Genomic DNA, 13709 nt, shown 5'->3' with positions numbered 1-13709 from the left:
CTTGTCCCCCTATCCCAACAGGTCAAAAATACTCCCATACACTGCAATTAGGATATAATTAATCGCCAGTACAATCCCGAAGGTAATTCCCGATTTCAGGACATTTTTTTGCTTAAATAATTTAACGATAAAAACAATCGCCGCAACCACAAGAAACGTATTACAGGTTATTAAGGACCAGATTAAACTGGGACTTTCGCTATGTGGAACGTTAGTAACGTGTAATAAATATTGAGGTAACAGGGAAAAAGTATCCATTTTTTTCAATCCACACACCTTTGCAAAAATAAATGCATGTATTTCTAAATCATATCATTTTTTCGATTTGATTTGGTCAATTATTTACAAAATTACCTCATATTGGTCAATATACAATTCACCATAATGATTATTATAAACAATTAACACTTAAAAGGTATTAAAGAAAAATTAAATTTGTCGTAATTCTTTTGTTTGAATTCCGAGTTATTTCCATTTTGAAATCACATCCTCCACATTCCTTTACATCTTTCCTATGTCTCCTTATTATTTAATAGTATATGCAATCGAATACCAAACTAAGAAAAGACTAGTTGAATAAATTTTTTAATGGAGGTTTGTCAATTTTGAAAAGTTTCAAAATGATTCCAATCCTGTTGACCGTCGCCTTGTTATGTTCGTGTAATGCGATTAGGGTGCCAAAATCAACCATGGACCATCAAATGGGTGCCATGCAGCAAAATGTGATTCCAACAAAGTCTGAATGGAAAACCTCTGGAACACTCAAGGCAAAAGTGGCTATACCCATCACGATTACCATTAAAGATAAATCAAATAAACCAATTCAATCTTTTGAAACGGCACATACCAAAAAAATGCATTTAATCATTGTTAGTAAAGATTTATCTTATTTTTCCCATCTTCATCCAAAGTATAAAGGGGATGGCAAATTTGAAATCTCGACAACCTTTCCAGCTGGAGGAGATTATCAGTTAATTGCGGAAGTTACACCAAAAGGCGGCGTTGACAACAGTGTTGAAAAGCATTGGATTCATATTGACGGACCTATCCCGAAATCCAAACCGCTGATCCCAGATCAAAAACTAACTACAGTGGTCGATGGCTTAAAAATTTCCCTGTCTTTTGACCATCTAATGGCCGAAATGAATTCCAACATGACGTTTACTTTTCAGGATGCAAAAACAAATAAATCCATTAACCATCTTCAACCCTATTTGGGAGCAATGGGACATGCGGTCGCCATAAAAACTGACCTGACAGAATATCTGCACATTCACCCCATGACCACCAATGAAAACGGACCAAAAATAACCTTCATGACCTACTTCCCCAAAAAGGGAGTATATAAAATCTGGGGACAATTTCAATATCAAGGACGCATCATCGTTGCACCTTTTGTCGTGGACGTACCAAAGATGAATATGTAATCCGGGGGTGACCTGTCACCACAGGAATTGTCGAATGAATAAACCTCTTCTCATAACGAGAAGAGGTTTTTCACTATTTTTATTAATACAATTCAGAGGTTGTTTTAGCTTGCATGTGTAGTAATAGGTAGTCAGGGCCGCCTGCTTTGGAGTCAGTTCCGGACATATTGAAGCCTCCGAATGGCTGGTAGCCGACGATGGCACCTGTACAGCCGCGATTAAAGTAAAGGTTACCTACATGGAAGTCCTCGCGTGCTTGTTCCATGTGGGCACGGTTGGAAGTGATGACTGCGCCTGTTAAGCCATAATCAGTATTGTTGGCAATTTCAATTGCTTCATCAAAGTTTTTCGCTTTAGTGAACCCGACAACTGGGCCAAAGATTTCTTCCTGCATAAGACGGGCCTTTGGAGCAAGATCAGCAATAACAGTTGGTTTAATGAAGTAGCCTTTTGAATCGTCTCCTTCGCCACCCGCCATTAATTTACCTTCTTGTTTTCCAATTTCAACATATTCCATGATTTTTTTGAACGCATTGTTGTCAATAACAGGACCTGTGAAAGTACCTTGCTGTGTTGGATCTCCAACTGTTAATTGAGTAGTTAACTCAACAACACGGTTTAAAACAGTATCATATACATCTTCAACGATTACGGCACGAGAACATGCGGAACATTTTTGGCCTGAGAAACCAAAGGCGGAAGCAACAATTGATTGCGCAGCAAGCTCAAGATCTGCTTCATTGTCAACCACAATGGTATCTTTACCGCCCATTTCCGCAATCAAGCGCTTCATCCAGAATTGGCCTTCGTTAATTTTAGAAGAACGTTCAAAAATGCGGAGACCCACATCACGTGAACCTGTGAAGCTAATAAAACGAGTATCTTTATGGTCAACTAAATAGTCGCCCACCTCTGCGCCGCTTCCTGGTACAAAATTTAATACGCCTTTTGGAAGACCTGCTTCTTCCATTACCTCAACAAATTTAGCTGCAATAATCGGCGTAGTTGAAGCTGGTTTTAATAAAACCGTATTACCGGAAACAATCGCGGCAACAGTAGTACCTGCCATAATGGCAAATGGGAAATTCCAAGGTGATATGATGATTCCTACACCAAGAGGAATATAGTCATAACGGTTGAATTCGTTTGGACGGCTTTGAACTGGCACACCATTTTTTAATGCCAGCATTTGACGGCCATAATATTCAAGGAAGTCAATGCCTTCCGCAGTATCTGCATCTGCTTCTCTCCATGGTTTCCCAGCTTCTTTTGTTAAAAGAGCAGAAAACTCATGTTTGCGGCGGCGAATAATCGATGCAGCTTTAAAAAGTACATCCGCACGCACTTCCGGTTTTGTTTTTTTCCATGTTTTAAATGCTTCTACAGCTGCCTGCATTGCTTTTTCAGCATGCTCTTTGTTTGCTTTCGAAACCCGACCGATTATTTCTTCTTTGTTAGCCGGGTTATAAGAAACAATTTTGTCTTCCGTCGTAATTTTTTCGCCGCCGATGATAAGGTCATAATCTTTACCAAGTTCACCTTCAACTGTTTTTAACGCGTTAAGATAGGCCTGACGGTTTTCTTCCACTGAAAAATCTGTAAATGGTTCATGCTTATAAGGTTGTACCATATCAAAAACCCTCCTATGTATTAAAAGCCTTTACACCCACATTCGTAACATCATTCATTTCATAGTATCAATCATTTGAACGACAGTTATAACTATGAAAAAAAAGAATCCGGAAAGCTCCGGATTCTTTTGTTAAAATAGTATAATTTTAATAAATATAAACAGACGGTTCTGTCTCATTTGCCTTTTTGACAATCAGTGCTTCAGGTCCATCAACAGATGTCACACTGACTGAAACAGAAATATATTTTGGAAAGCGATCCATGACAAGACCGGTTACATACTGGGTGAAACCAACTGCCTCCATTTTTCCATAGAATTGAATTGGGATGGAGATCTTAAGATCCTGCAGCTGGTCGTCAACATAAAAGGCTCTGCCAATTACACCGTTATAGTTTGGAAAATACTGTTCCACATCCTGCTTAAAATTCAAAAACGCCGTTAGGTCATCCCGGTGCTTATCTTGTGCATCGGAAGACGGAAATAAAAAGTATTTTTCGTTGACTTTTTCCCAGCTGCCAATACTGGAGCTGCCGCTGTCAACATTTGTATAGGCAAAGAAATTGCCAGGTACAACCGATGACTTGCTCTGTGTTTCAAATAAAGCAATCGTCACTGGGATGTTCTCCAGCTTTTTCATACTCCGAATCCGCTTTAATACTTCTGCGGCAATTTGCTTCCCTTCGCTTTCCATTTTGGAATAGGATATTTTTTTCTCATAAGTTGGTCCGTATTGAACCGTTTGATAATAATAAATTGAATTTAAGGCAAGGCCAATCGTAATACCGCCCAATGTAACCGTACCTTTATCCGTTTTCGTTAAATAATCATGCTCCAAAATATGAGCAAGGTAAATCGGTGTCTCCCCTTTTCCCGTATCAAGCGGATTTAAACCGATATTTTCTGATGGCTTCAAACCTTGATCCTTTAACTGGGAATTTGTAAATTTTCGATTTAACCAAAGTTTTACGGTATCCCGTTTAATTTGCTGCCCTTCTTGAAAGTAATACTTATTTGTATCGTAGGTATTTTGGGCAATGCGCATTAATCCTGTTTCAAACTCATCAATATCATATCTTGTGTTAAGATCGCCGACGATCATCCCACGGGCTTCCCCTGGTTCAAATGGTAAAATCGTTCGATAATATTGATCAGAAATATTATATTTTGGAATAATTGCTTTTCCTTTTGTTTTCTCTTTTGTTTGTACGACCTGATCCTGCTTTTGAAAGTTTAATGAACAGCCGCTAAGCAAGAGAACAAATGAAAAAGCAAGCAGTAATAGCTTTTTCACGGTGGTAACACCTCTTATTTATTAAATTCAGCTAATAGTCTCTCTTCATCCCATACTTCTATTCCCAGTTCTTGCGCTTTTGCGAGCTTGGAACCGGCATCTTCTCCGGCAATGACCAGATGTGTTTTTTTACTGACGCTTCCGGCAACATTCCCGCCCAGAGCCTCAATTTTTTCCTTCGCTTCATTACGTGAAAGCTGCTCTAGTTTTCCGGTCAGAACAATTGTTTTACCGGCAAAAATTGAATCAGATTCAGCCGCTGAAACCGGTCTGGCTCCTTTATACTCCATATTGACCCCGTAAGAAACTAACTCCTTAAGCAATGAGACCGCTTCTTCTTTTTCAAAAAATGTAACGATGGAGTCAGCCATTTTATCACCAATTTCATTAATGGCAATCAATTGTTCCTTTGTTGCTACAGCAAGATGATCCATTGCCCCAAATTCCTGAGCTAATATTTTTGCTGCTTTCGCGCCTACATGACGAATTCCAAGGCCAAACAACAATTTTTCAAGTGAATTTCTTTTTGAAGCTTCAATCGCATTTAACAGATTGGAAACCGATTTTTCTCCCATCCGCTCGAGGGCCAGTAGTTGCTCTCTTGCCAGCATGTAAATATCCGCAACATCGGCAATTAATTTTTCGGCAAAAAGCTGGCTAATTACTCTTTCACCAAGCCCCTCAATATTCATCGCATCTCGTGAGACAAAATGAATCAGACCTTCGCGGATTTGAGCTGGGCATTTCGGATTGATGCACCTTAGTGCAACTTCGCCGTCCAGACGAACAAGTTCGCTTTCACATTCAGGGCAATGTGTCGGCATGTGGAATTCTTTTTCATTTCCTGTCCTTTCACCAGCAAGGACATTTACGACCTCAGGAATAATATCGCCTGCTTTTTTGATTACAACCTTATCACCGATTTTCAAATCTTTTTCACGGATTAAATCTTCATTATGCAAGGAGGCGCGCTGAACAGTTGTTCCGGCTACCTTTACTGGTACAAGAATCGCCGTTGGTGTGACCACCCCTGTCCGGCCGACACTTAGTTCAATATCTAACAGAGTTGTTACCACTTCTTCTGCCGGGAACTTATAAGCAATGGCCCATCGTGGACTTTTGGCAGTCGTTCCAAGCTGTTGCTGCTGCTCGAGTGAGTCTACTTTAATAACAATTCCATCAATCTCGTAAGGAAGATGCGGACGCTTTTCGACCCAGCTGTTTACATACTCAATGACATCTTCAATCCCCGGACATTTTCTTCGCTCTTTATTGGTTTTAAACCCCAGCTGGTCCAAATAATCAAGCCCTAAGCTATGGGAGGTTACACCCGTTTCGCCTATATCTCCAATGCCATATAAAAAGACATCGAGATTTCGAGAAGCCGCCATTTTCGGGTCAAGCTGCCTAAGGGAGCCTGCAGCCGCATTTCTTGGATTAGCAAAAGGCTCCTCACCATTCTCCTCTTTTGCCAGGTTTAATGCTTCAAATGATCGCTTTGGCATGAAAGCCTCTCCGCGGACCTCAATCGAAACATTTTCACGTAAACGCAGAGGAATGGATTTAATGGTTTTTAAATTGGCGGTAATATCTTCTCCGATGGTGCCGTCCCCGCGTGTTGCCCCTTGAAGGAACAAGCCATTTTCATAACGTAATGAAACGGCAAGTCCATCAATTTTTAATTCACAAACATAGGAAACATCATCGCCAACTGCCTGATGGACCCTGCGGTCAAAATCTTTCAAATCTCCTTCATTAAAAGCATTGCCAAGGCTAAGCATTGGGGTACGATGCTCCACCTTTTCAAATAGATCCAATACAGAACCGCCCACCCGTTCAGAAGGGGAATCTGGCGTTTTCAATTCCGGATACTGTTCCTCAAGCTTTAACAGTTCCTGCATAAAACGGTCGTATTCCGCGTCCGGAACAGTTGGGTTATCCAACACATAATATTCATAGCCATATTGATTTAATAGTGTTTTTAGTTCATTGATTCTTTGTTCAGCCGTTTGAAGGTCCATAAATCCAGCCCTTTCCTTAATCGTTTCTTATGCCTTTTTAATCGGCGCAAATTTGGCAAGCAAACGTTTGATTCCTGTTGGACTTGGAAAAGCAATATCAAGTTCGGTCCCTTCTCCTTCGCCCTTCACACTGACAACCGTTCCAATTCCCCACTTGCCGTGTTCGGCTTTATCGCCAACCTTCCACCCAGCCTGGTCTCCGCCCGTTGTTGCCGCAACAGGCCTCATCACCGGCTTTCTCGTAACAGGGGCTCCAAAACCTGAACCAGAGCCGGAGCCTGCAAAAGAACTTCCCCTTGAACCAAATGGAGTGCTCTTCCCAGCTTTTGGTCCCGCATCTTCCAAAAGTTCCTCAGGTATTTCTTTGATAAAGCGGGAAGCCGGGTTCATACTGGTTCGACCAAAAAGCGTCCTCATTTGTGCATTGGTTAAAAATAAGCTTTGCTCCGCCCTGGTAATTCCCACATAAGCCAAACGGCGTTCCTCTTCCATTTCCGCTTCCTCCATAAGAGATCGGCTATGCGGGAATACCCCTTCCTCCATGCCGATAAGGAAGACAACTGGGAATTCCAACCCTTTTGCGGAGTGCAAGGTCATAAGAACAATCGAATCTGCCTTTTCCACTTCTTCATCCATTGAATCAATATCCGCGACAAGGGCTAAATCTGTTAAAAAGGCAACAAGGGTTTTGTCCTCGCTTACTTCCTCAAAATTTTTCGTAACAGATAATAATTCGTCCAAGTTTTCGAGACGGCTTTGTGCTTCCAGTGATTTTTCCGCTTTTAGCATCTCACGATAGCCGGATTTTTCAAGGATTTCTTCTACTAGTTCCGTTACAGATAGAAATTCCTGCATTTGCGTATAGTTTCGAATGAAATCCCGAAATTCACGGGCGGACTTGGTAATTTTCGGGCTCAACCCCATTAATTCAATTGAATCTAATGCCTGGTATATAGAGAGATCATGCATTGCTGCAAAGTCAGCAATTTTATCGACCGAGCTTGAGCCGATTCCACGTTTCGGAACATTAATGATTCTCCTTAGACTAATATCATCGTCGGGATTTGAAATCAATCGTAAATAGGCTAACATGTCCTTGATTTCTTTTCTGTCGTAGAACTTTGTTCCGCCAACAATGCTGTACTCAATATTCGATTTCAGTAAAACTTCCTCCATTACACGGGACTGGGCGTTAGTCCGATAGAGGATGGCAATATCTGCAAGCGTATGCTTGCCGTCTCGGGTTAATTCTTTAATTTTTCCGGCAACAAACTGAGCCTCGCCTTGCTCACTGTCAGCACGATAATACACAAGCTTATTTCCCTCAGGATTTTCCGTCCAAAGGTTTTTCGCTTTTCGGTTAAAATTGTTTTCAATTACTTTATTCGCCGCAAGAAGAATTCTTTTTGTCGAGCGGTAGTTTTGTTCTAAAAGGATAACAGTTGTATTTGGATAATCTTTTTCAAACGATAGAATATTGGCAATATCCGCACCGCGCCATCTGTAAATCGACTGATCGGAATCACCGACAACACAAAGATTTTTAAAACGCATCGCCAGCAATTTTACCAATAAGTATTGCGCTTTGTTTGTATCCTGATACTCATCCACATGGATGTACTGGAATTTGCGCTGATAATATTCAAGGACATCCGGTACCCGGCGGAACAATTGAATCGTCATCATGATCAAATCATCAAAATCAAGCGCTTGATTTTTCCTCAACCGCTTTTGGTATTCTTCATATACCTCACTAACGACTTGTTCATAATAACCGCCTGCCGTTTTCCCATACTCCTCTGGTTCGATTAATTCGTTTTTTGCTGAGCTGATCGCGCCAAGGATTGCCCTCGGGTCGAATTTTTTTGGATCAATGTTTTTATCTTTTAAAATCCCTTTAATCACCGATTGCTGGTCGGTGGTATCAAGAATGGTGAAATTACGATTAAAGCCAATCCGGTCAATATCCCGGCGTAAAATTCTTACACACATCGAGTGGAAGGTGGAAATCCAAATTTCCTCTGCGGCGCCGCCCATCGTTTTCCCGATTCTTTCTTTCATTTCTCTTGCCGCTTTATTTGTAAAGGTAATCGCTAAAATATTATACGGATTCACTCTTTTTTCCACGATTAAATAGGCAATCCGATGGGTTAAAACTCTTGTTTTACCACTTCCGGCACCGGCCATTAATAATAACGGTCCGTCCGTACATTTTACAGCGCTTTGCTGCTCAGGATTTAAGCCTTGCAAAAGCTTGTCTGATAAATATTGCATTTCTTCTCACCGCCAAATCAAACATTTGTTCTTATTTTATCATTCACTTTGCTATTTCAGCAATTGTCTATCGAACGGCCTTAACGGTTTTTAAGGCATTGTTAAAATCCTCATAAACTGCGTTTCCAACAACAATGACATCCGCAAATTGAGACATTTCCACTGCCTGCTCAAAGGTGGAGATCCCGCCGCCATAAAAAAAGGTCGCTTTTTCAAGGACTTTTTTAACATCTGAAACCAAATTAGGTTGTCCATATTGACCACTAAACTCAAGATAAAAAATAGGAAGATGAAACATTTTTTCTGCCATCATCGCGTAGGCTCTTACATCTTCATCGGAGATCGCAGTATCCGCTTTTGTCAGCTGAGCTGCTTTGCATTCAGCGTTCATAATGCAATACCCTTCCATGACGATTTCTTCCCAATTCATAAGGTCGCCAAATTCCTTTACTGCCTGATGATGAAGTCCGGTAATCCATTTTGATTTCTGGCTATTTAATATGGTTGGAATAAAATAGAGGTCAAATCCTGGAGTAACGGTTTCAATGCCCGATACTTCCAAGACACATGGTACCGAAAACTTACGGATTCTGGCCATTAAGTCGAGGACATTTTCGAGCGTAACTCCATCTGTACCTCCCACGATTATTGCATCCGTACCTGATTCACAAATAGCTTCTAAATGTTCATCCGATATCTGTTTATTCGGGTCGAGTTTAAACACATGGCGCCACTCGCGAAAATCATACATCCCAAAGTCCTCCTAAGTTCATTTTCCATTACACCATTATAGCATTACAGGAATGGTAATAAAAAAGAAAACCATAAATCAATTTTATGAAATCATATCCAATAGGAAAAGCGGAAGCGCCTTGATCAGCCCCGACAGCTGCTTGAGGGCCTGAGTGAAGTCATTTTTTGACTTCATCGGCATGCCATCATTGAATCTTCATCCTGCAAGCATGCGATGAGGTGAACAGTGCATCCCTCGAATATTCTTTGCCGCAGGAGCAGGAGCAGGATAGCGACCTAGGAAAAAAGCAATTCATTTTTTCCCTAGAGGGGCAGCACGCTTGCGCTGGACAATTCACAAAGTCAAAAGAAAAAACCGAAGAGTTTCATCTCTCCGGTTTTTCAACTATGCTTCTTCTGTGGGTGCCGATTGTTGTTCCTTGACTCGGTCTAGCACCATTTCATACGTATCATTACCATAGTTTAGGCAGCGTTTGACACGTGAAATCGTTGCGGTACTCGCACCGGTTTCTGTTTCAATCCGGTGATAGGTATTCCCTTCACGAAGCATTCTTGCCACTTCTAAGCGTTGAGCTAATGACTGAATTTCATTAATCGTGCAAAGGTCATCAAAAAAACGATAACATTCTTCAAGATCTTTTATCGAAAGAATCCCTTGAAAAAGCTGATCCAGTGCTTTCCCTCTAAGCTTATTGATTTGCATATTTTTTACCCCTTTGGTTTGAATAAGATTATTTAAACGAAACACTTTTTTGCAATCCCGGGTCGGTAGGGACCACATTTACCCATGTTTTACCTTGTACAAACGGAACGTCTTCCCCGTTTTTGACAGGAACAATATGGCCATTTTCATTTTTCCAGTCGACTTCGTTTACTTTCCCCATTTGTACCAAATAACCTTTTCCACCGGATTGAAGATCAATGGTACGGCGTCCTTTTTTATCGATGACTTCATGCTTCGCCTCAACAATAAAAATATTATCCAATAGAATCGGGTCTTTCGTTTCAAAATCAACGGTTTGTTCCCCGCCTTGGAACCTCTTATATTTTCCAGTAGCAGAATCATACTGATAAACACAGTCAAAATCACTGCTTGCGTAATAGGAGATTTTTACAGTTGCGGCATCGCTGCCTGTCACCTTTTTAGCTTCTTCCTCGGAAAGAAATTTAAAGGCAGGTGGCGTTTGATCCATTGAATAATGATTCATTTCCGCACCCTTTAAAATATTATCATAAGTAATATAAGAATTGTGCGGGGCTACTCTGAAGCTGGCACGATGGAAAAGGGTTCCATCATATTTGATGCCATTTAAGTTATCTATATAGCCGGAATTCAGCATTTTCTTAGCTTCAGGGCTATATCCATGTGCAATATAAAGTGCATTTAATCCTTTTGCCAAGTCAATATAATAATCCCTGGCGCTTCGAACCGGTCCAATATTTTTTGGCTTTTCGCTTTGAAATACCGCAAGAAATCTTGTAATATTTCCTTCAGCCAAAATTTCATAAACAATATCGGCCTTGTTTAAACCTGATTGCGGTCTTGCAGCTGGATGGTTATTAATCATTACAGCAACGGCTCTACCGTTTGTTTCTGTCTGTGAGCCTTTTCCGGTTAAAGGAAAATAATATGGGAATTCGTTTTTTTGTTCAACTTTTCCTACATCTTTTTGCACATTCTTATCAGGCTTTTTGACAGGTTCATTTTTGCTGCATCCGGATAACAGTAAGAAGACAGCTGCCGCTATGACCGCCCATTTTTTCATCTAATAGCCACCCCTATTTTTGGTTAAAAGACTTTTATACTGTAATGCACTAACCTAGTTACATTTTAACGCATTATAGACGGAAAGAGTACTGTTTTATTCATAACATCGTACATTCCTTGCTGAGTAACCCGAATGTACGGTAAATGAGTAGAAGAGAAAAACAATAAACTGCTGATTGGGTCTCCAAATGAATATCCCCGTTCACTCAGTTCCTCAAGAAGCCTTTTTTCTTCCTTCATTAACTGTTCCATTGGTTTTTCAGACATAATGCCTCCCAATGCCAAGGGAATTTCGCAAATCACTTGGCCATTTTGCACCAAAACAATCCCTCCGCCAAGTTCTTTCATACGGTTAAAAGCATAGATCATATCATTTTTATTTTTACCAATTAAAATGATGTCTCCTGTGCTTGAGAAAGAGCTTGCCAGTGCAGATACTTTAGAAGTAAAGCCCTTCAGGATGGTATTGATTCTCCACTTTCCTTTCCGGTCAATCAACGTAAAAAAGCTTTCATCATGATCCGTCGGCAGTTCGTCTCCTGAAACATCGATCGCAATCGAGTATGGTTTGGTAATAACGGAATTTTCCATCTTAATACCAAAAGGCATTGAAAATTGTAAATCATCTATAGACAAATCCCAATCCAAATGCAATGGCTTCAGTCCGAATTCTGGCCAATTAATCTGCGTTTTCACATTTGTTGCTTTTCCATCGCGTTTCACCCATTTTCCCTTTGCAAGAACGGAAACCGGTGTTGGGTCTTCAATACTTGATAAAAAGTTAATATTGGCCACTCGTCCAGTCGCAATGCTTCCATGAATAGATTCAATGTTATAATACCGCGCGACATTCATCGTTGCCATATTATAAGCATCAATCACCGGAACATCTTTTTCGATTGCAATCCGAATCATCTTATCAATAATGCCATTCTCGTAAAAATTGGATGCCGAACCATCCGTAGTAAACATAAACCGGTCATATGTTTGAATCCCTAATCGCTTAATATCATCAAGGAGAACGGGTAAATCCGGTCGAATCGACGAATGACGTAAAGTTACCATATACCCTTGCATTAGGCGATTATAAACTTCTTCTCCTGTCACCGATTCATGGTCACAATCCGCTCCAAGCAACATCAGTTTCGCCAAAGTCTTTTCGGATGCGCCCGGAAAATGGCCTTCAATTTTCTTTCGCATACGCTTCGCTTCCTGGATCCAATGAAGCATCATATCGTCTCCATCAAGAAGCTTTGGCCAGCCGGTTAATTCCCCGCCCTGAAGGACGGCATCATGCTCAAGCCACAGTTTTACATTACTATGTGAAAATGTTTCTTCTTCCTCGATAATTTCCGTTTGTGAATCGAAACGGCTCCACCAAAACATTGTGGTCGGAATCGTCCGGAGTTCCCTTAATAATGAAAACGCTTCCCTTTTTTTCAAGTTTAAAATAATCGCCATATTGTCATTGATTAAAGTTGTTGTTCCAAATTGTGATGCATATTCCGCAAACGTATGGGGATTATATAATTGAAACGGATGGGCGTGCGGTTCAATGTATCCGGGAACAAGAATTTCATTTGTACAATCAATGATTTCACAGTTTTTTAATTTTGCCGGCAGATTTTCGCCGACGTACACAATCCGATCGTCATAAATCCAAATATTGGCTCTCATCCATTGGCGAAAGGCCTGGTTTAAATACAAAGCATTTTTTAATAAAATGGTGGGTGAAGTTTTCCCCTCTAATACTGATACATGTGTTCTTAGGTTTTTATTTTTCCATCGATAACGTTGTTCCAGCACACGATATCCCTCCCTTTTTATGTCTATTTATCTATAAAAGAATATTGATTTAATCGTTAAGAAAACCCTTTCAAAATCCATTTGTTAATATACTATCATATTTCATAATGTAAAGCAGTAAAGAGTTGATAAATAATGTAAAAATTTTGTGAAGGAGTGAACAAAATATGAATATTAAACCGAATATCGGGATATTAAATGCGTTGATTCGTATTACTTTTGGATTTACGATTCTTGCTTGGGCAACCGCCAAGCTTGTTAAAAGACCATGGAGAGATTCTTATTTATTGGCAGCTGTTTGTGGTGCGATGAAGGTGGCGGAGGGAATTGTCCGTTACTGCCCTGTAACAGATCTTTATAAAAAATGCCCTGCTTTGAATCCTGAAATAAAAAAGTCAGAGCCTTCCAATGACTCAATGGATGGATTGGAGGGGTTAACGAATCTTGATGGGGATGAGGTTCTGCCTTATAATCCGACTTAAATAGTATTTTTTGATAAAAATGGCCTTTCCTTCTTGGAAGGGCTTTTTTTCGTTTTTTTTACAACCTCTTTTGGTTATCGCGACTGTTCTATTTCCTCGTTACGGGCATATATATCCTTTTTCGGTTACCGTCAACTCTCTTTTTTCCTTTTCTCTGGCATCTGCAGCCTCTTTCGGTTACCGTCAACTCTCTTTTTTCCTCTTCTCGGGCATCTTAAACCTTCTTCGGTTACTGTCAACTCTCTTTTTTCCTC

11 protein-coding genes are annotated in these 13709 nt (G+C 40.4%); 2 read left to right on the top strand and 9 right to left on the bottom strand.

Annotated elements, in window-relative coordinates; translation table 11 throughout:
* Window positions 1-9 precede the first annotated feature (9 nt).
* A complete protein-coding gene (locus BIV60_RS04005) occupies window positions 10-258 on the bottom strand; it encodes a hypothetical protein (protein WP_141770398.1) in 249 nt (82 codons plus the stop codon).
* Between the two features lie 347 nt (window positions 259-605).
* Here BIV60_RS04005 and BIV60_RS04000 point away from each other — a divergent pair, with 347 nt between their 5' ends.
* The gene (locus tag BIV60_RS04000; protein WP_083402085.1) at window positions 606-1427 is read left to right on the top strand and encodes a hypothetical protein; all 822 of its coding nucleotides are present in this window, start codon (window positions 606-608) and stop codon (window positions 1425-1427) included.
* A gap of 82 nt (window positions 1428-1509) precedes the next feature.
* Here the strand turns inward: BIV60_RS04000 and pruA are convergent, their stop codons facing one another.
* From pruA to BIV60_RS03960, 8 genes are all read right to left on the bottom strand, one after another.
* Complete coding sequence (gene pruA, locus BIV60_RS03995; RefSeq protein ID WP_071354429.1) at window positions 1510-3057, bottom strand: L-glutamate gamma-semialdehyde dehydrogenase; 1548 nt, start codon at window positions 3055-3057, stop codon at window positions 1510-1512.
* 148 nt (window positions 3058-3205) lie between these two features.
* Window positions 3206-4351: a CamS family sex pheromone protein gene (locus tag BIV60_RS03990; protein ID WP_071354428.1), complete on the bottom strand. Its 1146-nt coding sequence runs from the start codon at window positions 4349-4351 to the stop codon at window positions 3206-3208.
* Window positions 4352-4365: 14 nt separating this feature from the next.
* The gene (gene ligA, locus BIV60_RS03985) at window positions 4366-6372 is read right to left on the bottom strand and encodes an NAD-dependent DNA ligase LigA (RefSeq protein WP_071354427.1); all 2007 of its coding nucleotides are present in this window, start codon (window positions 6370-6372) and stop codon (window positions 4366-4368) included.
* Between the two features lie 27 nt (window positions 6373-6399).
* On the bottom strand, window positions 6400-8646 hold the full coding sequence (gene pcrA, locus BIV60_RS03980; protein WP_071354426.1) for a DNA helicase PcrA: 2247 nt from the start codon (window positions 8644-8646) through the stop codon (window positions 6400-6402).
* Between the two features lie 67 nt (window positions 8647-8713).
* Window positions 8714-9397 (bottom strand): heptaprenylglyceryl phosphate synthase, encoded by a 684-nt coding sequence (gene pcrB, locus BIV60_RS03975; RefSeq protein WP_071354425.1) that lies wholly within the window; start codon window positions 9395-9397, stop codon window positions 8714-8716.
* A 387-nt stretch (window positions 9398-9784) separates the two neighbouring features.
* The gene (locus tag BIV60_RS03970) at window positions 9785-10102 is read right to left on the bottom strand and encodes a YerC/YecD family TrpR-related protein (protein ID WP_071354424.1); all 318 of its coding nucleotides are present in this window, start codon (window positions 10100-10102) and stop codon (window positions 9785-9787) included.
* Window positions 10103-10130: 28 nt separating this feature from the next.
* The gene (locus tag BIV60_RS03965; RefSeq protein ID WP_071354423.1) at window positions 10131-11165 is read right to left on the bottom strand and encodes a DUF3048 domain-containing protein; all 1035 of its coding nucleotides are present in this window, start codon (window positions 11163-11165) and stop codon (window positions 10131-10133) included.
* Between the two features lie 65 nt (window positions 11166-11230).
* The gene (locus BIV60_RS03960; protein ID WP_071354422.1) at window positions 11231-12973 is read right to left on the bottom strand and encodes an adenine deaminase C-terminal domain-containing protein; all 1743 of its coding nucleotides are present in this window, start codon (window positions 12971-12973) and stop codon (window positions 11231-11233) included.
* Window positions 12974-13140: 167 nt separating this feature from the next.
* Between BIV60_RS03960 and BIV60_RS03955 the strand changes: the two genes are divergently transcribed.
* On the top strand, window positions 13141-13455 hold the full coding sequence (locus tag BIV60_RS03955; protein WP_071354421.1) for a YgaP family membrane protein: 315 nt from the start codon (window positions 13141-13143) through the stop codon (window positions 13453-13455).
* The last annotated feature ends 254 nt before the right edge of the window (window positions 13456-13709 follow it).

Origin of the sequence: Bacillus sp. MUM 116 (assembly GCF_001866655.1) — a bacterium.
Taxonomy (GTDB): domain Bacteria; phylum Bacillota; class Bacilli; order Bacillales; family Cytobacillaceae; genus Neobacillus.
The sequence above is the reverse complement of the archived record's forward strand: the minus strand, read 5'-3'. Positions and strand labels throughout refer to the sequence as shown.